Below are 19399 nucleotides of genomic sequence, written 5' to 3'. Positions count from 1 at the left end.
AAAGAAGCGCGTCGGTAACCTATCGGCTCGCCATGCCTTATGGCAGCGGTTACCAACCTTCTCGCAGGCCGGGGAGTGTTCAGACAAAGGATGAGGCTATGGTTCAAGTTCGCAAACTGGTGTTAGCAATAGCGGCCGCCTCGGCGCTGTCCTCCGGTATGGCGCAGGCGCTGCAACTTGGGGAGATGACCCTCAAATCGAAGCTGAACCAGCCGTTGTCGGTGGAAATCGAATTGCTCGACGTGGGCGGCCTCACGGCTGCCGAGATCACCCCGAGCCTGGCCTCCGACCAGGCGTTTGTAGATGCAGGCGTTGACCGCCAGGCGTTTCTCAATGACCTGACGTTTACCCCGGTGGTCAACCCCAGCGGCCGCAGTGTGGTGCGCGTCACCTCCAGCAAGCCGCTGCCCGATTCCTACGTACGTTTCCTGCTGCAGGTGCAGTGGCCCAATGGCCGCTTGATGCGCGACTACAGTGTGTTGCTCGACCCGGCCAAGTTCGAGCAGCCGGCGCCGACCGCCAACGCGCCCGCGCCGCGCTTGAGCGCACCGGCCAGCACTGCGGCCGCCAGCCCGGCGAAGACCGCCAGCAAATCCGCTCAACACACCACGACCTCTCACGACACCTTGTGGGAAATTGCCGAAAAGAATCGCAACGGTGCGTCGGTGCAGCAAACCATGCTGGCCATCCAGGCGCTTAATCCTGATGCCTTTGTCGACGGCAACATCAATCGCCTGAAAACCGGCCAGGTCCTGCGCCTGCCGGACCGCCAGCAAGCCACCAGCTTGCCGCAGCCCGAGGCGATTGCCGAAGTGACTGCGCAAAATGCTGCCTGGCGCGCGGGTCGTCGCGCAGCCAGTAACCCGGTGGCGGGCAAGCAACAGCTGGACGCGACCAAGCGCACCCAGGCGGGCAATGCGCCGTCGAGCACCACGGCCAAGGACAACTTGAGCCTGGTCTCGGCGGAGTCGGCCAAAAAAGGCGCAAAGGGCAAGGCCGGTGATAGCCGAGCGGTGAGCGATAAACTGGCGATGACCCAGGAGCAACTGGACACCACCCGTCGCGACAATGAGGAGCTCAAAAGCCGTGCGGCCGACCTGCAAAGCCAACTGGACAAGCTGCAAAAACTGATTCAACTGAAAAACGATCAACTCGCCAGGTTGCAGGCCGGTAACCCTGAGCCGGCGGCGCAGGCGACAGCGGCGATGCCGGCTCAATTGGCAACTGAAGCTACGCCAACGCCTGCACCCGCTGAGGCGGCGCCCGTTGCCGCAGCACCCGCGCCTGAGCCAATCAAGGCGCAGGACACGCCTGCCACCAACGAAGGCAAGTTCAACGAGCTGCTGACCAATCCGATCGTCCTTGGTGTAATCGGTGGCGCGGCTGGCTTGCTGGTGTTGTTGCTTCTGCTGCTGTGGGCGCGCCATCGCAATGCGCGCCTCGAAGAGGAAAAGCACCTGCGCATGGCACGCGCGCTGGCCGAAGAACCGGCATTTACGCCAAATGTGGATCACGATCTGCCTGCGGACAGCTTCGAAGGCCTTGAGGTGGCAGCGCCGAACGTTAAATTGGCTGCTGCTCCAGCGCCGGCGGCGGTTGCTGAGCCTGTGGTGGTGCCATCGGTCGCCTCCGTGCTGGCGCCATTGGCCGTCGCCGTCGCCCCGGAAAACTCCAGTGATGCACTGGCGCAAGCGCAATCCCATATCGACCGTGGCCACCTGAACCAGGCCGCCGATGTGCTGGAGCAGGCGATCAAGCGCGAACCCAAGCGCAGCGACCTGCGCCTGAAGTTGATGGAAGTCTATGGCCTGCAAGGCGACAAGGACGGTTTCGTCACCCAGGAGCGTCAACTGGTGGCCAATGGTGAAAACCATGCCCAGGTCGAGCAGCTCAAAAACCGCTTCCCGGCCATGGCCGTGTTGGCGGCGGGCGTCAGTGCTGCGGTGGCAGCGGCGGCCCTGGATGCTCAATACGTCAAGGACTTGCTCGAAGACAAGCCCGCCGCGCCTGCCCCGGAGCCTGAGGCGTTCGACACCGATTTCGACCTGAGTCTGGATGACCTGGAAGCGGCGTCACCCACCGTAGTCAGCCCGAAAGACGCGCCGAGCTTCGAGTCGGTGCTGCAACAGCAGACCGAAGCCAAGGCCAGCCCTGATGACCTGTCGGACTTCGACCTGGACTTGCAGCTTGAGGCTCCGTCTTCGCAGGCCGATGACGACTTCCTGTCGGGCCTGGAAGATCAAATGAAGGACGTGCCGGCTGTTGAGCCGCCGACCCTCAAGCCGGCTGCGCTGGACGATTTTGACCTGCCGGAGGACTTCGACCTGTCCCTGGCGGACGAGCCGCAAGCCCCGGCCGTTGCCAAGCCTGATGCATTCGCCTCGGAGCTCGATGACGTCAACGCAGAACTCGATCGCCTGTCTTCGAGCCTCGAGCATCCGCCGATCGAGCCTTCCTTCACCGCTGAAGACGCGGCGTTGGGCGCTGATGAGCCGGAGTTTGACTTCCTTTCCGGCACCGACGAGGTCGCCACCAAGCTGGACTTGGCCCAGGCTTACATCGACATGGGCGATGCGGATGGCGCAAAGGACATCCTCAATGAAGTGCTGACCGAGGGCAGTGAAGAGCAGCGCGGTGAAGCCAAGGAAATGCTCGGCAAAATCTAACAATTGATACAAACCCCCTGTGGGAGCTGGTTTGTGCGGGAGCTGGCTTGCCTGCGATGGCGTCAACCGGGTCTCAACTGTAGACCGAGGTGCCTGTATCGCAGGCAAGCCAGCTCCCACACAACAAAAGCGCCCCGCATAGCTCCAGCGCCTTTATAATGCCCGCCTTCGCGCAACTCATCGGGCTCTCAGTTCTTGGCAAATATAGATAACGCGGCTGCCGAAATGGCGGCCGCAGGCTTTAACCGCATCGCCTTGGGCGTGGAATATAAAGGTTCGCGCTATCGCGGCTGGCAGCGCCAGGCTTCAGGTGTGCTGACTGTGCAGGAAACCCTCGAAAACGCGTTGTCGAAGGTGGCGGATTCGCCGGTCTCGCTGATGTGTGCCGGGCGTACCGATGCCGGTGTGCATGCCTGTGGCCAGGTGGTGCACTTTGACACCCAGGCCGAGCGCACGCTGAAAGCCTGGGTGATGGGCGCTAATATCAATTTGCCCCATGACGTCAGCGTGACCTGGGCCAAGGTCATGCCTGCGCATTTTCATGCGCGCTTCAAGGCCATTGCCCGGCGCTACCGCTATGTGATCTACAACGATCAGATCCGCCCGGCGCACCTGAATCAAGAAATCACCTGGAACCACCGCCCGCTGGATGCCGAACGTATGGCCGAGGCCGCCCAGCATCTGGTCGGCGTGCATGATTTCAGCGCCTTCCGTGCGGGGCAATGCCAGGCTAAATCGCCGATCAAGGAAGTCCATCACCTGCGCGTGACCCGTCACGGCAAGATGATCGTGCTGGATATCCGCGCCGGTGCTTTCCTGCACCACATGGTGCGCAATATTGCCGGTGTGCTGATGACCATCGGCACTGGCGAGCGCCCGGTGGAGTGGGCGCGGGAAGTGCTGGAGAGCCGCGTTCGCCGCACCGGCGGTGTCACGGCGCACCCGTTCGGCTTGTACCTGGTGGATGTGGAGTACCGCGACGAGTTTGAATTGCCGCAGCGCTTTATCGGTCCACATTTCCTCACAGGTTTCAGCGAACTTGACGGCTGACGCCTGCAAGCGCTTTTGTTACCATCCGGGACTTTCTCGGCCCAACCCCTGAGGTTTCCACGACATGCCAGCCGTTCGCAGCAAGATTTGCGGGATTACCCGCATAGAAGACGCGCTGGCGGCAGTCGAAGCGGGGGCGGATGCCATCGGTTTCGTGTTTTATGCCAAGAGCCCGCGCGCGGTGAATGTGTTGCAGGCGCGGGCGATTATCGCTGCGCTGCCGCCATTTGTGACCACCGTGGGGCTGTTCGTCAACGCCAGCCGTTGCGAACTCAACGAAACCCTGGATGCCGTGCCGTTGGATATGCTGCAATTTCACGGTGACGAAAGCCCCGATGAATGCGAAAGCTACCAGCGCCCGTACATCAAGGCGCTGCGCGTCAAGGCCGGAGATGACATTGCTGCTGCGTGCGCCGCCTATACTGGCGCTCGCGGCATTTTGCTGGATACCTATGTCGAAGGCGTGCCCGGCGGCACGGGTGAGGCGTTCGACTGGACGCTGATTCCCGAAGACTTGAGCAAGCCGATCATCCTCGCTGGAGGGCTCAATCCCGCGAATGTCGCGGCGGCCATCGAGCAGGTCCGGCCTTATGCGGTGGACGTCAGCGGCGGAGTGGAGCAGGGCAAGGGCATCAAGGATCACCACAAGATTCGCGCATTCATGCAGGCCGTGCGCAACAGCAGTGGCGCGATGTGACGGCTGGCAGTCTGCCGCCGTCCATAACTACCACTGTGTAGAACAGCACCGGCGCCGCCTGCGGGAGGCCCGGAAATGAAGTGGCAACCCTGCGTTGGCAGGTTGTCTGGAAGGCTGAGGATACAGGCGGGAAATGGCCGGTCGAACGTCTGACCCCGTCCAGCCTGTGTCATCGCCATATATGAATTTAGCTCAAGGGCATACGCGGGGCTGTGTTCAAGCCACCGGTACTGGAGAAAGAAAGCATGAGCAACTGGTTAGTAGACAAACTGATCCCTTCGATCATGCGTTCCGAGGTGAAGAAAAGCTCGGTTCCTGAAGGTCTGTGGCACAAGTGCCCATCCTGCGACGCGGTGCTGTACCGCCCGGAGCTGGAAAAGACCCTGGACGTTTGCCCCAAGTGCAACCACCACATGCGTATCGGCGCCCGCGCGCGCATCGACATCTTCCTTGATGCCGACGGCCGTAACGAGCTGGGCGCAGACCTGGAGCCGGTTGACCGTCTCAAGTTCCGCGACGGCAAGAAGTACAAGGACCGCTTGACCGCAGCGCAGAAGCAGACCGGCGAAAAAGACGCGCTGATTTCGGTCAGCGGCAAGCTGCTGGGTATGCCGGTGGTAGTGTCCGCGTTCGAATTTTCCTTCATGGGCGGTTCCATGGGTGCCATCGTCGGCGAGCGTTTTGTACGTGCCGCCAACTACGCGCTGGAAAATCGTTGCCCGATGATCTGCTTCGCTGCCTCTGGTGGTGCGCGCATGCAGGAAGCGCTGATCTCCTTGATGCAAATGGCCAAGACCTCTGCGGTACTGGCGCGTCTGCGTGAAGAAGGCATCCCGTTCATCTCGGTACTGACTGACCCGGTTTACGGCGGTGTTTCCGCCAGCCTGGCGATGCTGGGTGACGTGATCGTCGGTGAGCCCAAAGCACTGATCGGCTTTGCCGGCCCGCGCGTGATCGAGCAGACCGTACGTGAAAAGCTGCCGGAAGGCTTCCAGCGCAGCGAGTTCCTGCTGGAGCACGGTGCGATCGACCTGATCATCCCGCGCGGTGAACTGCGCCCACGCCTGGGTAACCTGCTGGCGCAAATGATGGGCTTGCCGACGCCTGTGTACGTCGCACCTAAAATCGAACCTATCGTTGTTCCGCCGGTGCCAGCAAACCTATGACCCAACGTACCCTGGGCGAATGGCTCGCTTACCTTGAGCAGTTGCATCCGTCAGCCATCGACATGGGCCTGGAGCGCTCGCAACAGGTAGCGGCCCGCCTCGGGTTGGGCCGCCCGGCGCCGCGTGTAATCACGGTGACCGGCACCAACGGCAAAGGCTCTACCTGTGCCTTTGTCGCGGCGCTGCTGCAAGCCCAAGGGCTTAAAGTAGGCGTCTACAATTCTCCGCACCTGCTGCGTTATAACGAGCGGGTGCAGCTCAATGGCATCGAAGCGACTGACGCGCAGCTTTGCGAAGCCTTCGCTGCACTGGATGCCGGCCGTGGCGAAATTTCCCTGACTTACTTTGAAATGGGCACCTTGGCGGCTTTCTGGCTGTTCGAGCGTGCGCAGTTGGATGTGGTCGTGCTGGAAGTCGGGCTTGGCGGGCGTCTGGATACCGTTAACGTGGTGGACGCCGATATCGCGCTGGTAACCAGCATTGGTGTCGACCATGCGGACTATCTGGGCAACACTCGCGAGTCGGTGTCTTATGAAAAGGCCGGGATCTTCCGCCAAGGCAAGCCGGCGCTGTGTGGTGACCTGAACCCGCCCCAGCCTTTGCTGGACAAGGTGCGCGAGCTGGATTGCCCATTTTACCTGCGGGGCCGCGAATTCAATCTCGAAGTTGGCGACCAGCATTGGCAGTGGCGCGGGTGTGATGCGCGTGCCCAGGTGGTAGAGCTGCGGGATTTGCCGCTGCTGAACCTGCCGATGGAAAACGCCGCGCTGGCGCTGCAAGCGTACCTGTTGATGGATCTGCCGTGGAATCCCGAGCAGATTGCTGCCACGTTGCTGGCTACTCGTGTGGTGGGGCGCCTGGATCGCCGCACATTCGAGTGGGAAGGCAAGCGTTTGAACCTGCTGCTGGATGTGGGGCACAACCCGCACGCCGCCGAGTACCTGGCGCAACGTCTGTCACGCACGCCACCTGCCGGTCGTCGCCTGGCGGTGTTCGGGCTGTTGGCTGACAAGGATCTGGACGGTGTGGTTGCGCCGTTACTCGGCAATGTCCAGGCTTGGGCGGTAGCGCCGCTGGACACGCCGCGCAGTCGCCCGGCTGCCGAACTGCAAGTGGCATTGCAGAACCTTGGTGCGTCGGCGGCGTCGTATGCAAGCGTCACTGCAGCGCTTGAGGCGCAATGTGCGGTGGCGACGGCCGAGGACGAGATTCTGTTGTTCGGATCATTTTATTGTGTTGCCGAGGCGCTTGAGTGGTTGGCCCGGCGCTCCACGGAGGAAGCTGCACATGGCATTACTGGATAGCGCATACAAGCAGCGAATGGTCGGAGCCCTGGTATTGGTGGCGTTGGCGGTGATTTTCCTGCCGATGCTGTTTTCGCGCCAGGACGAACAGCGCCAGGTCGTGGTCGAGGCACCGGCAGCGCCACAGGCCCCATCGATGCCGCAAGTTCAGGTGGAGCCGGTGGTGGTGCCTGAGCCGCAGACGCTGCCTGAAGAACCGGTGCCGAGCGATGATGAGGTGGCTGCGCAAACGGCTCCAGCGGCGCCAGCAGTGCCGGTGCAACAGAGTGTGCCGGTGGTCAAGCCGGCGCCCGCTCCAGCGGCCCCGGTGGTGGCTGCCAAACCTGCTGCGCCAGCCCCTGCGCCCAAGCCGGTAGCGCCACAACCTGCCGCGCCGGGCAAGCCGGATGTCGGTCAAAGCCGTATCGACCCGAATGGTCTGCCGATCAGTTGGTCGATCCAGCTCGCCAGCCTGGCTAACCGTGAAAGCGCCGATGCCTTGCAGAAAAAGTTGCGTGCCCAGGGGTATAACGCCTATATCCGCAGTGCCGACGGCAAAAATCGCGTATTTATCGGGCCGCTGATCGAGCGCGCCGAAGCGGACCGCCTGCGTGACCTGCTGGGGCGACAGCAGAACCTGAATGGGTTTGTGGTGCGGTTCCAGCCTGAGCGCGGCTGAGTAAAGGGTTGGAATGCAGGCCAAATGTGGGAGCTGGCTTGCCTGCGATAGCATCACCGCGGTCCAGCTTAAAGACCGAGGCGCCTGCATCGCAGGCAAGCCAGCTCCCACATTGTTTTTGGGTGGTCTTGAGATTGCTCAACCCATTGATTTGCAAAGCACCCACAATCACAGCTTACCGATAGCCCAGCGCTCTGCTAAAATGCGCCGCCTTATCCGTACGTAGGCTGCACTGTGCCATTTACCTGGGTTGATTGGGCGATCGTAGCAATCGTCGCCATCTCCGCTTTGATCAGTCTAAGCCGCGGCTTCGTAAAAGAAGCACTGTCGTTGCTGACCTGGATCATCGCAGGAGTTGTAGCCTGGATGTTCGGTGGTTCACTGTCGGTTTACCTGGCCGGGTATATCGAAACACCTTCGGCTCGCGTGATTGCGGGCTGCGCCATCATGTTCATCGCCACGCTGTTGGTGGGGGCAATGGTCAATTATCTTATTGGCGAGTTGATACGTGTCACCGGCCTCTCCGGGACCGATCGATTTCTCGGCATGGCCTTCGGCGCCGCACGTGGCGGCTTGCTGGTGGTTGTGGCGGTCGGGCTGTTGAGCCTGGGGCCGGTACAGCAGGATTCGTGGTGGCAGGAGTCGGTACTCGTGCCAAAATTTCTATTGGTTGCAGATTGGTCCAAGAACCTCATATTGGGGTGGAGCAGTCAGTGGCTGGCCAGCGGAATCAGCGTACCCGCTGATCTTCCGTTCAAGGAACACCTCTTGCCGGCCAAAACGCCTCAGTAAGTAGTGTTCAGTCAAGATTCATTAAGTAGGGGTTGCGTCGCATGTGTGGCATCGTCGGTATCGTCGGTAAGTCGAACGTCAATCAGGCGCTGTATGACGCGCTAACCGTCCTCCAGCACCGCGGCCAGGACGCTGCCGGTATTGTGACCAGCCACGACGGCCGGTTATTCCTGCGCAAGGACAATGGCCTGGTGCGTGACGTGTTCCATCAGCGTCACATGCAGCGCCTCGTCGGGCACATGGGCATTGGCCATGTGCGTTACCCGACTGCCGGTAGCTCGACCTCGGCCGAAGCTCAACCGTTTTACGTCAACTCGCCTTACGGCATCACCCTGGCGCACAACGGTAACCTGACCAACGTTGAACAGCTGGCCAAGGAGATTTACGAATCTGACCTGCGCCACGTCAACACCAACTCCGACTCGGAAGTGCTGCTCAACGTGTTCGCACATGAGCTGGCCCAGCGCGGCAAGTTGCAGCCGACCGAAGAAGATGTATTCGCTGCCGTGACCGACGTGCACAACCGTTGTGTTGGTGGTTATGCCGTCGTCGCAATGATCACCGGTTATGGCATCGTCGGTTTCCGTGACCCGCACGGCATTCGCCCGATCGTGTTCGGCCAGCGTCACACCGACGAAGGCGTCGAGTACATGATCGCGTCCGAAAGCGTGTCCCTGGACGTGCTCGGCTTCACCCTGATCCGCGACCTCGCGCCGGGCGAAGCCGTATACATCACCGAAGACGGCAAGCTGCACACCCGTCAGTGCGCGATTGCGCCGAAACTCACTCCGTGCATCTTCGAACACGTCTACCTGGCGCGTCCGGACTCGATCATCGACGGTGTTTCGGTGTACAAGGCGCGCCTGCGCATGGGCGAGAAGCTGGCCGAGAAAATCCTGCGCGAGCGTCCTGAGCACGATATCGACGTGGTGATCCCGATCCCGGACACCAGCCGTACCGCTGCGCTGGAGCTGGCCAACCACTTGGGCGTCAAGTTCCGCGAAGGTTTCGTCAAGAACCGTTATATCGGCCGTACCTTCATCATGCCTGGCCAGGCGGCGCGCAAGAAGTCGGTGCGCCAGAAGCTCAACGCCATTGAGCTGGAATTCCGCGGCAAGAACGTGATGCTGGTCGACGACTCCATCGTGCGCGGCACCACCTGCAAGCAGATCATCCAGATGGCCCGCGAAGCCGGTGCGAAGAACGTGTACTTCTGCTCCGCCGCGCCTGCCGTGCGTTACCCGAACGTGTACGGTATCGACATGCCGAGCGCCCACGAGCTGATCGCCCACAACCGTTCGACCCAGGATGTAGCCGACCTGATCGGTGCCGACTGGTTGATCTATCAGGACCTGCCAGACCTGATCGAGGCGGTCGGTGGTGGCAAGATCAAGATCGCCGAGTTTGACTGCGCTGTGTTCGACGGCAAGTACGTGACCGGTGATGTCGACGAGGCCTACCTGAACAAGATCGAGCAGGCGCGTAACGACTCGTCGAAGATCAAGACCCAGGCGGTCAGTGCGATCATCGATCTGTACAACAACTGAGTAAACACCGGCCCTGAGGGGCCGGTTTTGTATCTTAAATAGAGTATTGAGTAAGGAGTCGCAGCATGAGTCAGGAATGGGATGCCGGTCGGTTGGACAGCGACCTCGATGGCGTAGCTTTCGATACCCTGGCTGTGCGCGCCGGTCAGCACCGCACCCCGGAAGGTGAGCACGGTGACCCGATGTTCTTCACCTCCAGCTATGTGTTCCGCACCGCAGCCGACGCGGCTGCGCGCTTTGCCGGTGAAGTGCCGGGCAACGTTTACTCGCGTTACACCAACCCGACCGTGCGTGCGTTCGAAGAGCGTATCGCGGCCCTGGAAGGCGCTGAGCAGGCGGTGGCCACGGCGACCGGTATGGCTGCGATCCTGGCAGTGGTGATGAGCCTGTGCAGTGCTGGCGACCATGTGCTGGTGTCGCGCAGTGTGTTCGGCTCCACCATCAGCCTGTTCGAGAAGTACTTCAAGCGCTTCGGCATCGAAGTGGATTACGTGCCCCTGGCGGATCTGTCCGGCTGGGATGCGGCGATCAAGGCCAACACCAAGCTGCTGTTCGTCGAGTCGCCGTCCAATCCGCTGGCCGAGTTGGTAGATATCGCCGCGTTGTCCGAAGTGGCCCACGCCAAGGGCGCGATGCTGGTGGTCGACAACTGCTTCTGTACGCCGGCGCTGCAACAGCCGTTGAAGCTGGGCGCGGACATTGTTGTGCACTCTGCCACCAAGTTCATCGACGGCCAGGGCCGTTGCATGGGCGGCGTAGTCGCCGGCCGCAGCGAGCAGATGAAGGAAGTGGTGGGTTTCTTGCGCACCGCCGGGCCGACTCTGAGCCCGTTCAATGCGTGGATCTTCCTCAAAGGCCTGGAGACCCTCAGCCTGCGGATGAAGGCCCATTGCGCCAATGCCCAGGCCCTGGCCGAGTGGCTGGAGCAACAGGACGGGATTGAGAAAGTCCATTACGCCGGTCTCAAGAGCCACCCGCAACACGCGCTGGCCCAGCGTCAGCAGCGTGGTTTCGGCGCGGTGGTGAGCTTTGAAGTAAAAGGCGGCAAAGACGGCGCCTGGCGCTTTATCGACGCAACGCGCCTGATCTCCATCACGGCCAACCTGGGTGACAGCAAGACCACCATCACCCACCCCAGCACCACCTCCCACGGGCGCCTGGCGCCACAGGAGCGTGAAGCGGCCGGCATCCGTGACAGCCTGATCCGCATTGCAGTGGGCCTGGAAGACGTAGCCGACCTGCAAGCTGACCTGGCTCGCGGGCTGGCTGCCTTGTGATCGAGTGGTCCATGGAAACAGCAGCGGCCGGTAACGGCCGTGTTGCGCTGGTGACGGGCGCCGCCCGAGGCATTGGCCTCGGCATCGCGGCATGGCTGATCAGCGAAGGCTGGCAGGTGGTGTTGACCGACCTGGACCGCGAGCGCGGCTCCAAGGTGTCCAAGGTGCTGGGTGACAACGCCTGGTTTATCAGCATGGACGTGGCCGACGAGAAGCAGGTCGCCCAGGGCGTTGCCGAAGTGCTCGGTCAGTTCGGTCGCCTGGACGCGTTGGTGTGCAACGCCGCCGTGGCCGACCCGCGCAATATCACCCTCGAAAGCCTCGACCTGGCGTACTGGAACCGCGTGCTGGCGGTGAACCTCAGCGGGCCGATGCTGCTGGCCAAGCACTGTGCACCGTACCTGCGTGCCCATGGCGGCGCGATCGTCAACCTGGCCTCGACCCGCGCGCGTCAATCGGAGCCCGACACCGAGGCCTACGCGGCGAGCAAGGGCGGGCTGTTGGCCCTGACTCACGCGCTGGCCATAAGTCTTGGGCCAGAGGTGCGGGTCAATGCCGTCAGCCCTGGCTGGATCGATGCGCGTGATCCAGCGGCGCGGCGTGCCGAGCCTTTGACCGATGCCGATCATGCCCAGCATCCGGCGGGCAGGGTGGGCACGGTTGAGGACGTGGCGGCGATGGTGGCGTGGCTTCTGTCGCGTCAGGCAGGGTTTGTCACTGGCCAAGAGTTTGTGGTCGACGGCGGCATGAGCAAGAAGATGATTTACAGCGAGTAGGGCGGGTAGCCGCCTTGAAGCAATTTTGTCTTTTTCAGAAAAACTTCAAGCAGGCTATTGACTTAGGTCTGCTACCTGCGTAAATTTCGCGGCCTCAACGAAGCAAAGGGTGATTAGCTCAGCTGGGAGAGCATCTGCCTTACAAGCAGAGGGTCGGCGGTTCGATCCCGTCATCACCCACCACTTCTTGAGAGTTTTGCCTTCGGGCAAGACGCAACGTTAAAGGTTGCACCGACGCGCAGCGGTAGTTCAGTCGGTTAGAATACCGGCCTGTCACGCCGGGGGTCGCGGGTTCGAGTCCCGTCCGCTGCGCCATATTTTCCAGGTCCGATTTATCGGGTTTGAGATTGAAAGGCTTTGGCTGATCAGTCAGACGTTTAAAGACAGTTGAGGGTTTAGGTTCAACTGGTCAAGCGATACGCAGCGGTAGTTCAGTCGGTTAGAATACCGGCCTGTCACGCCGGGGGTCGCGGGTTCGAGTCCCGTCCGCTGCGCCATATCTGCCCCAAGGCCCACTGAACGCCTTGGAGCACAAAGCAAGTGTTAAGCTGCTTTGATCCGATAGCAAAGACCCTGGTCGAAAGACCGGGGTTTTTTGTGTCTGCGATTTGATATTTTGGGTTGAGCTTCTTCTGAAGCTGCCACTGGTCAATGTGGGAGCTGGCTTGCCTGCGATAGCTACACCTCGGTCCAAGGTATGGCCATCGTCGGCAGCCAGCTATCGCAATCAGAACCCCAGCTTATCCCGCAGCCCGTAATACCAGGCACCCATCGCCGCAAACGGTGTGCGCAACAGTTGCCCGCCCGGGAACGGGTAGTGCGGCAGGTCGGCAAACGCATCAAAACGCTCTGCCTGGCCTCTCAACGCTTCTGCCAGCACCTTGCCCGCCAGGTGCGTGTACGTCACGCCGTGGCCACTGCAGCCCTGGGAGTAATAGATGTTGTCGCCCAGGCGACCCACCTGTGGCAGGCGCGACAGGGTCAGCAGGAAATTGCCGGTCCAGGCGTAATCTATCTTCACATCCTTGAGCTGCGGGAAGGCCTTGAGCATCTTCGGGCGGATGATCGCTTCGATGTTGGCCGGGTCGCGCGCGCCATACACCACGCCACCGCCGAAGATCAGGCGCTTGTCACTGGTGAGGCGGTAGTAGTCCAGCAAGTAGTTGCAGTCCTCGACGCAGTAGTCCTGCGGCAGCAAGGTCTTGGCCAGTTCATCGCCCAGCGGCGCGGTGGTGATGACCTGGGTGCCGCACGGCATCGACTTGGCCGCCAGCTCCGGCACCAGGTTGCCCAGGTAGGCATTGCCCGCGACGATGATGAACTTGGCCCTGACCTTGCCCTCGGCGGTGTGTACCACAGGGTTGGCGCCGCGCTCGATGCGCACCGCCGCAGACTGCTCGTAAATCGTGCCGCCCAGGGACTCCACCGCCGCTGCTTCGCCCAGTGCCAGGTTGAGCGGGTGAATATGGCCGCCGCTCATGTCCAGCAGGCCGCCGACATAGTTGTCACAGGCCACCACTTCGCGGATACGGCGCTCATCCAGCAACTCAAGCTGCGTATGGCCGTAGCGCTCCCACAGGCGCTGCTGCGACTCCAGGTGGCCCATGTGCTTGCTGTTGAGTGCAGCGAACACACCGCCGTCCTTCAAGTCGCACTGGATCTGGTACTTGGCCACGCGCTCACGAATGATCCTGCCGCCCTCAAACGCCATCTGCCCCAGCAACTGCGCCTGCTTGGGGCCAACGCTGCGTTCGATCACGTCGATGTCGCGGCTATAGCTGTTGACGATCTGCCCACCATTGCGGCCCGAGGCGCCAAAGCCGACCTTGGCGGCTTCCAGTACCGTCACGCGAAAACCGTTCTCCAGCAGAAACAGCGCGCTGGACAGGCCGGTATAACCGGCGCCAATCACGCAGACATCGGTTTCGACTTCACCTTGCAGCACCGGGCGTGGCGGAACCGCATTCGCGGACGCGGCGTAATACGACTGGGGGTAGGGGGTGTTCGCCATCCTGGAACCTCTGTTTTATATTTTTTACGAGTGCGCCGATCCTACCTGAGTTGAAAATTGCCTGCCAGCCACCCGAAAACCCCGGGCATGCCTTTCACAAATAAAAAATTCGCATATTCATAGGGTTAGCTGCAAAAAAGATGTTGACACCCCTTCGGAATTCCGTAGAATGCCGCCTCACAGCAGGCACGTAGCTCAGTTGGTTAGAGCACCACCTTGACATGGTGGGGGTCGTTGGTTCGAGTCCAATCGCGCCTACCAAACAAAATCCGCTCTGCTGGGCGGTCTGGAAGGGCTCACCGAAAGGTGGGCCCTTTTTTGTTGCCTGCGATTTGTAAAACTTCCTTATCAACACTCCCGCCGCCATCGTTATGCTTTTACCCGTCGTGCTGCTGCTCTTCTGCAAGCATTATCGAATGCCGCCTGGGCGTTCATCACAGCTTCAGAATGTTGGAGCGTCCACCTATATAACGCACGAAATGGCTCTTCCAGCGTATGCCCCAGGTCGGTAACGCTGTACTCGACGGCGACTTGAGAAGAGGGAATGACGCGGCGCGACAAAATGCCGTTGCGCTCCAGGCGACGCAGGCTTTGCGTGAGCGCTTTTTGCGTAATGCCGTCGAGTCGACGTTTGATTTCATTGAAGCGCAGCGGGCTTTTACAGAGCGTTGCCAGTATCAATACGGACCATTTGTCCGCGATCTGATCGAGCAGTATCCGGCTGGTGCAATCAGCGGCGTAGACGACTGGAGGGTTCTCGTTTTGCCCCAACGCCTGAATAGCTTTTTCCTGCATGTAGTTTCCTCGGGTATACCTGAGCACTTTTAAGTGCCTTATTGATATTAGGTATACACCTTATACCATGGAGTTTCCTTTTGCTCGGAGCATCTCTCAATGAGTTCTACGAATCTCGACTCTCTATTTCAGCCGTTCACGATCAAGTCTTTGACCCTGAAGAATCGAATTGTAATGGCGCCTATGACGCGCGCTTTCGCCAAGGGCGGTGTGCCTGACGAACAAATCGCCGCTTATTACCGCAAGCGTGCGGAAAACCAGGTCGGGTTAATTCTGTCTGAGGGGACTGTGGTGGATCGTCCGGGCGCTCGTAATATGTCGCGGATTCCGTTTTTCCATGGCGATGAATCACTCGCAGGCTGGAAAGCAGTAATCGATGGTGTTCATCGTGCCGGTGGCAAAATGGGGCCGCAGATCTGGCACGTCGGGGCCGCGCCCAGTTTCCAGGAAGACTGGGCGCCCGCCGGTGGGTTTGAGAGCCCGTCGGGGCTTGCCGGTCCTCAAAAACCACTGGGGCAGGCCATGAATGATGAGGCGATTGCCGACACCATTGCGGCGTTCGCCAAGGCCGCTGCTGACGCCAAGCGGCTGGGGTTTGATACCGTCGAAATACACGGTGCCCACGGATACCTGCTGGACCAGTTTTTCTGGACAGGTACGAATGAACGCTCCGACCACTTCAACGGTGCAACGATCAAGGAGCGTTCACGGTTCGCGGCGGAAGTGGTCAAGGCCATACGCGCAGCCGTAGGGCCGGATTTCCCGGTCATTCTGCGTCTGAGTCAGTGGAAGCAGCAGGATTACAGCGCCCGATTGGCTACGACGCCTGAAAGCATGTCCGATTGGCTGGTGCCACTGGTGGAGGCCGGCGTGGACGTTTTGCATTGCTCTCAACGGCGCTTCTGGGAAGCCGAGTTCCCGGAACTGGACGGCGAGCAGGGTCTGAACTTTGCCGGCTGGGCCAAAAAGCTGACAGGCGCTGCGACTATCAGTGTCGGCTCTGTGGGGTTGTCCGGCGACTTCCTCGGCGCCTTCAGCGGCGAAAGCTCCCAACCGGCAGCGATCGACAATTTGGTGCAGCGATTGGAGAAAGAGGAGTTCGACTTGATCGCTGTTGGGCGAGCACTGCTGAGTGACGCGCAGTGGGTGAGGAAAATTCGAACGGGCAATTCGGCCGACTTGAAGCCTTTTGACGTAAAAGATTTGGCCGAGCTGGCCTGAGTCTCACACTTCTGACACGTGCAAAACCTTGAGTGTTGAAGGGCTCACCGAAAGGTGGGCTCTTTTTTTAGCTGGAATTTTGCCAATACCTGCCCATACCGCTTTGCGGGTTACTGCGCTGAGAACTGCTAGCAGAACAGCGTAGCCACCGATAACAGGCAGATAATCTGTGCAAACATCTGGCACCGTATCTCACCATTTGTTGTCGCCATACTCGTTTGTCCGGCGTACATAGCGGCTGCCTCCATCGGCAATACTGCGCTGAGCGCTGCGCAGGACCGCGCAACACTGTATTGAGTATAGGCCTGGAACGAGATCCATGCTGTCGAGACGACTTAAGGTGATTGAGCGCCGCTGGGTTAATGAAACTGGCGCAGATCCACTCAGGTTTGGTGCGCCCAAGGCATACTGAGGAGCGATTGAATTCAACCCATGGAGTCCGTAATGGAATTGGCAATGGAAGTATCGTTCGACGTGACGGCGCAGGAGCGCGAGGCCATTCTCAAGCCGCTGCGGGCTTTCAACCGCAGCCACACCGGCCAGATGCCGTCCGAAACGGTCGGTATTTTGCTGCGTGATCCCGCTTCTCAAGAAGTAGTGGGCGGTCTTTACGGGGAGATTTCCTTCGGGTGGTTGTTCATTGAACTGTTGAGCATTCCCGACCAGATGCGCACCCAAGGCACGGGGACGCGATTGATGCGTGCGGCTGAAGACCTGGCCCGTGAACGCAGTTGCGAGGGCATCTGGCTGGACACTTTCAGCTTCCAGGCGCCCGGGTTTTATCGCAAACAGGGCTTCACTGAATTTGGCCACATTGCTGATTTCCCGCCGGGCCATAAACGCCATTTTTTCCACAAGCGCTTGAGCTGAACTCCCTCAAAGCGCCGGGCCACCCGGCGCCCATCACCGACAAAATTTATTGGTTTGCAGCAACAATTTTTCTTGTTGGACACCTCCCGCCCCCAAGCAGCACAGTTGCCGCCACTGACGCTCGACCTCCCAGGTCAACAATAAAAAACCACGTCGGGCTGCACGCCACTTTCATGCTGTGAACCCTTTGTTCACATCCTGCCGTCATGGCGCCGCAGCGCGCATTCTAGGACTTAATCGTCATGCAAACTGTTGTGAACCTATGGCCGTTGATCGGCGTACTTGTCATCGTGGTTGGCTTTGTCCTGCGCTTCAATCCGTTGCTGGTGGTGACCGCCGCAGCCATTGCCACCGGGCTTGCCGCCCACTTCCCGCTGGAAAAAATCCTCGCCAGCATGGGCGAAGGCTTCCTTCAGACCCGCGCCCTGCAATTGATCCTGTTGCTGCCCCTGGCCGTTATTGGCCTGCTGGAGCGCCATGGCCTGCGCCTGCATGCGCAGAACTGGATCGCTCGCTTCGAGCGCGCCACCGTCGGGCGCTTGTTGATCATCTACCTGTTCGTGCGTGAGTCCACCGCAGCCATGGGCCTCACCAGCCTGGGCGGGCATCCGCAGATGGTGCGGCCGTTGTTGGCGCCGATGGCCGAAGGCGCAGCGGAAAAACGCTACGGCAAACTGCCGGACAAACTGCGCCACAAGGTGTTGGCCATGTGTGCGGCGACCGATAACGTCGGGCTGTTTTTCGGTGAAGACATCTTTGTTGCCTTTGGTGCGATTGCGCTGATGCACACCTTCCTGCTCGGTTCGGGGATTGATGTGGAGCCGTTGCACATTGCGGTGTGGGGCATTCCGACGGCGATTTGTGCGTTTATCATCCACGCGATTCGCCTGCACCGGTTCGACCGAAGGCTTACTCGCGAGATGACGCCCGTCGCCACGCCGGTGGAGGCTGCGCAATGATTATCTCGATTGAGTACCTGTACTGGCTTGCTGGCATTCTGCTGTTGATTACCGCAGGCATGATCCTGCTGGATCGTACCCATCCCAAGCGCTGGTCCAGCGCGGTATTCTGGTTGCTGTTTGCCATTCCGTTCCTGGTCGGGGAGCGTTTGCCGCCGGTGGTTATCGGCGTTGGCGTGGTGGTGATGGCGTTGATCGCAGGTTTGGGTGGCGTGGGGCGCGGTGTGCATGCCCAGTTGCATGACAAGTCTGCCCGCGCCAGTGCCGGTCGGCTTGGCCACAAGCTGTTTATCCCGGCGTTGGCCATTCCGCTGACCACCGTGATTGGCTCGGTATTGCTCAAGCACACCGAAATCGGCGGCGTGCCATTGCTGGACCCGAAAAACACCACTTTTGTCTCCCTGGGCATCGGCTGCCTGATCGCCCTCGGCCTGGCCTGTTGGTTGACCCGCGACACACCGGTGCAAGCCTTGCGTGAATCCCGACGCCTGACCGAAGCCTTGGGCTGGGCCATGGTGCTGCCGCAAATGCTCGCCATGCTCGGCTTGCTGTTCAATGAAGCCGGGGTCGGCACCGCGGTTGCCCATGTCACCACCACCTATATCAACCTGGATTTCAAGCTGGTGGCGGTGATGGTGTATGTATTGGGCATGGCGCTGTTTACCGTGATCATGGGCAATGGTTTTGCGGCGTTCCCGGTGATGACCGGCGGTGTCGGCGTGCCGGTGCTGGTGGGCATCTACGGCGGCAACCCGGCGGTAATGGCGGCGATTGGCATGTTCTCCGGCTATTGCGGCACGTTGATGACGCCGATGGCGGCCAACTTCAATATAGTTCCGGCAGCCTTGCTGGAGTTGCCGGACAAGAACGCGGTCATCAAGGCGCAATTGCCCACGGCATTGATGATGCTGGTGGTCAATATTGTGCTGCTTTACTTGTTGATGTGAGGCCAGGATGCAAACGTTACTGTTGATGGGCTTCGAGCCTTTTGATCAAGACCCGGTCAACCCGTCCTGGGAGGCTGTACGCCAGTTGGATGGGATGCTATTGGACGAGGATGTGCAGATTGTTGCGCGCCGACTGCCCTGTGCATTTAGCCTGGTGGGGGAGTGCCTGGCTGAGTGGATCACGCAATTGCGCCCGGCGATGGTGATCGCCACGGGGCTTGGGCCTGGGCGCGACAGCATTTCCATGGAGCGGGTGGCGATCAACGTTAACGATGCGCGCATCCCGGACAACCTGGGTGAGCAACCTGTCGATACGCCCGTGGTGATCGACGGGCCGGTGGCGTACTTCAGCACATTGCCGATCAAGGCCATGGTCAAGGCGTTGCGCGAGGCCGGGGTGCCTGCGGCGGTTTCGCAGACGGCGGGTACGTTTGTGTGTAATCAGGTGTTTTATCTGTTGCAGCACGCGCTGGCCGGCACGGACGTTCGCAGTGGGTTCATCCATGTGCCGAACTTGCCGGAGCAGGTGGTGGGGACTGGGCTGGCATCGATGCCATTGGTGACAACCTTAGAAGGCTTGCGCCTGGCGGTGCAGGTGGCATGGAACACACAGGTTGATGTGGTGCAGGCCGGTGGCCAGGTCAGTTGACCCGGCTCGCGGTG

Annotated in this window: 17 protein-coding genes and 4 tRNA genes; 19 read left to right on the top strand and 2 right to left on the bottom strand. The window is 60.5% G+C overall.

Annotated features, from left to right (window positions below):
- Positions 1-98 precede the first annotated feature (98 nt).
- From HU759_RS20390 to HU759_RS20330, 13 genes are all read left to right on the top strand, one after another.
- The gene (locus HU759_RS20390) at positions 99-2666 is read left to right on the top strand and encodes a FimV family protein (RefSeq protein ID WP_186617565.1); all 2568 of its coding nucleotides are present in this window, start codon (positions 99-101) and stop codon (positions 2664-2666) included.
- 225 nt (positions 2667-2891) lie between these two features.
- Positions 2892-3716 carry a tRNA pseudouridine(38-40) synthase TruA gene (gene truA / locus HU759_RS20385; RefSeq protein WP_026013815.1) on the top strand — a complete coding sequence of 275 codons (825 nt, stop codon included), beginning with the start codon at positions 2892-2894 and terminating at the stop codon, positions 3714-3716.
- Positions 3717-3780: 64 nt separating this feature from the next.
- Complete coding sequence (locus HU759_RS20380) at positions 3781-4413, top strand: phosphoribosylanthranilate isomerase (protein ID WP_186617567.1); 633 nt, start codon at positions 3781-3783, stop codon at positions 4411-4413.
- A gap of 245 nt (positions 4414-4658) precedes the next feature.
- A complete protein-coding gene (accD, locus tag HU759_RS20375; RefSeq protein ID WP_003234319.1) occupies positions 4659-5579 on the top strand; it encodes an acetyl-CoA carboxylase, carboxyltransferase subunit beta in 921 nt (306 codons plus the stop codon).
- Complete coding sequence (folC, locus tag HU759_RS20370) at positions 5576-6883, top strand: bifunctional tetrahydrofolate synthase/dihydrofolate synthase (protein ID WP_099548305.1); 1308 nt, start codon at positions 5576-5578, stop codon at positions 6881-6883. Before accD ends, folC begins: the two co-directional genes overlap by 4 nt.
- Entirely contained in the window at positions 6867-7541 is a 675-nt protein-coding gene (locus HU759_RS20365) for an SPOR domain-containing protein (protein WP_170037950.1), read from the top strand. Before folC ends, HU759_RS20365 begins: the two co-directional genes overlap by 17 nt.
- Before the next feature lie 234 nt (positions 7542-7775).
- A complete protein-coding gene (locus HU759_RS20360; protein ID WP_003212681.1) occupies positions 7776-8333 on the top strand; it encodes a CvpA family protein in 558 nt (185 codons plus the stop codon).
- A 41-nt stretch (positions 8334-8374) separates the two neighbouring features.
- Positions 8375-9880: an amidophosphoribosyltransferase gene (purF, locus tag HU759_RS20355; RefSeq protein ID WP_017138746.1), complete on the top strand. Its 1506-nt coding sequence runs from the start codon at positions 8375-8377 to the stop codon at positions 9878-9880.
- Between the two features lie 65 nt (positions 9881-9945).
- Positions 9946-11157, top strand: coding sequence for an O-succinylhomoserine sulfhydrylase (locus HU759_RS20350; protein ID WP_017138747.1), 1212 nt, complete (start codon positions 9946-9948; stop codon positions 11155-11157).
- Between the two features lie 11 nt (positions 11158-11168).
- Positions 11169-11933 carry an SDR family oxidoreductase gene (locus tag HU759_RS20345; protein WP_020372699.1) on the top strand — a complete coding sequence of 255 codons (765 nt, stop codon included), beginning with the start codon at positions 11169-11171 and terminating at the stop codon, positions 11931-11933.
- A gap of 107 nt (positions 11934-12040) precedes the next feature.
- Positions 12041-12116, top strand: a tRNA-Val gene (locus tag HU759_RS20340).
- 55 nt (positions 12117-12171) lie between these two features.
- Positions 12172-12248: transfer RNA gene (locus HU759_RS20335), tRNA-Asp, on the top strand.
- 105 nt (positions 12249-12353) lie between these two features.
- Positions 12354-12430, top strand: a tRNA-Asp gene (locus HU759_RS20330).
- Between the two features lie 230 nt (positions 12431-12660).
- Here the strand turns inward: HU759_RS20330 and HU759_RS20325 are convergent.
- Complete coding sequence (locus HU759_RS20325) at positions 12661-13944, bottom strand: FAD-binding oxidoreductase (RefSeq protein ID WP_099549905.1); 1284 nt, start codon at positions 13942-13944, stop codon at positions 12661-12663.
- Positions 13945-14128: 184 nt separating this feature from the next.
- On the opposite strand from HU759_RS20325, the gene HU759_RS20320 reads away from it, so the two are divergent.
- Positions 14129-14205: transfer RNA gene (locus tag HU759_RS20320), tRNA-Val, on the top strand.
- 108 nt (positions 14206-14313) lie between these two features.
- On the opposite strand, the gene HU759_RS20315 is transcribed toward HU759_RS20320, so the two are convergent.
- Positions 14314-14739, bottom strand: coding sequence for a helix-turn-helix domain-containing protein (locus HU759_RS20315; RefSeq protein WP_170037991.1), 426 nt, complete (start codon positions 14737-14739; stop codon positions 14314-14316).
- Between the two features lie 99 nt (positions 14740-14838).
- Between HU759_RS20315 and HU759_RS20310 the strand changes: the two genes are divergently transcribed.
- The 5 genes from HU759_RS20310 to pcp all read left to right on the top strand — a co-directional run bounded on the left by HU759_RS20310 (position 14839) and on the right by pcp (position 19385).
- Positions 14839-15960, top strand: a complete 1122-nt coding sequence (locus tag HU759_RS20310; protein ID WP_017138751.1) for an NADH:flavin oxidoreductase — start codon at positions 14839-14841, stop codon at positions 15958-15960.
- A gap of 444 nt (positions 15961-16404) precedes the next feature.
- Positions 16405-16830 carry a GNAT family N-acetyltransferase gene (locus HU759_RS20305; protein WP_170037993.1) on the top strand — a complete coding sequence of 142 codons (426 nt, stop codon included), beginning with the start codon at positions 16405-16407 and terminating at the stop codon, positions 16828-16830.
- A gap of 242 nt (positions 16831-17072) precedes the next feature.
- Positions 17073-17789: a DUF969 domain-containing protein gene (locus HU759_RS20300; protein WP_169988583.1), complete on the top strand. Its 717-nt coding sequence runs from the start codon at positions 17073-17075 to the stop codon at positions 17787-17789.
- A complete protein-coding gene (locus HU759_RS20295; RefSeq protein ID WP_169988581.1) occupies positions 17786-18736 on the top strand; it encodes a DUF979 domain-containing protein in 951 nt (316 codons plus the stop codon). Before HU759_RS20300 ends, HU759_RS20295 begins: the two co-directional genes overlap by 4 nt.
- A 7-nt stretch (positions 18737-18743) precedes the next feature.
- Positions 18744-19385, top strand: coding sequence for a pyroglutamyl-peptidase I (pcp, locus tag HU759_RS20290; RefSeq protein WP_170037995.1), 642 nt, complete (start codon positions 18744-18746; stop codon positions 19383-19385).
- Positions 19386-19399: the final 14 nt, after the last annotated feature.

The organism is Pseudomonas sp. OE 28.3 (genome assembly GCF_014268205.2).
Taxonomy (GTDB): Bacteria; Pseudomonadota; Gammaproteobacteria; order Pseudomonadales; family Pseudomonadaceae; genus Aquipseudomonas; species Aquipseudomonas edaphica.
The sequence above is the reverse complement of the archived record's forward strand: the minus strand, read 5'-3'. Positions and strand labels throughout refer to the sequence as shown.

Excerpts from the sequence above, each read along its gene's own strand:
- HU759_RS20345 (WP_020372699.1), top strand. The coding sequence starts at position 11,169 with ATGGAAACAGCAGCGGCCGGTAACGGCCGTGTTGCGCTGGTGACGGGC.
- HU759_RS20315 (WP_170037991.1), bottom strand. The coding sequence starts at position 14,739 with ATGCAGGAAAAAGCTATTCAGGCGTTGGGGCAAAACGAGAACCCTCCA.
- HU759_RS20310 (WP_017138751.1), top strand. The coding sequence starts at position 14,839 with ATGAGTTCTACGAATCTCGACTCTCTATTTCAGCCGTTCACGATCAAG.
- pcp (WP_170037995.1), top strand. The coding sequence starts at position 18,744 with ATGCAAACGTTACTGTTGATGGGCTTCGAGCCTTTTGATCAAGACCCG.
- HU759_RS20380 (WP_186617567.1), top strand. The coding sequence starts at position 3,781 with ATGCCAGCCGTTCGCAGCAAGATTTGCGGGATTACCCGCATAGAAGAC.
- purF (WP_017138746.1), top strand. The coding sequence starts at position 8,375 with ATGTGTGGCATCGTCGGTATCGTCGGTAAGTCGAACGTCAATCAGGCG.
- HU759_RS20365 (WP_170037950.1), top strand. The coding sequence starts at position 6,867 with ATGGCATTACTGGATAGCGCATACAAGCAGCGAATGGTCGGAGCCCTG.
- HU759_RS20325 (WP_099549905.1), bottom strand. The coding sequence starts at position 13,944 with ATGGCGAACACCCCCTACCCCCAGTCGTATTACGCCGCGTCCGCGAAT.
- truA (WP_026013815.1), top strand. The coding sequence starts at position 2,892 with ATGGCGGCCGCAGGCTTTAACCGCATCGCCTTGGGCGTGGAATATAAA.
- accD (WP_003234319.1), top strand. The coding sequence starts at position 4,659 with ATGAGCAACTGGTTAGTAGACAAACTGATCCCTTCGATCATGCGTTCC.
- HU759_RS20350 (WP_017138747.1), top strand. The coding sequence starts at position 9,946 with ATGAGTCAGGAATGGGATGCCGGTCGGTTGGACAGCGACCTCGATGGC.
- HU759_RS20305 (WP_170037993.1), top strand. The coding sequence starts at position 16,405 with ATGGAATTGGCAATGGAAGTATCGTTCGACGTGACGGCGCAGGAGCGC.
- HU759_RS20390 (WP_186617565.1), top strand. The coding sequence starts at position 99 with ATGGTTCAAGTTCGCAAACTGGTGTTAGCAATAGCGGCCGCCTCGGCG.
- folC (WP_099548305.1), top strand. The coding sequence starts at position 5,576 with ATGACCCAACGTACCCTGGGCGAATGGCTCGCTTACCTTGAGCAGTTG.
- HU759_RS20300 (WP_169988583.1), top strand. The coding sequence starts at position 17,073 with ATGCAAACTGTTGTGAACCTATGGCCGTTGATCGGCGTACTTGTCATC.
- HU759_RS20295 (WP_169988581.1), top strand. The coding sequence starts at position 17,786 with ATGATTATCTCGATTGAGTACCTGTACTGGCTTGCTGGCATTCTGCTG.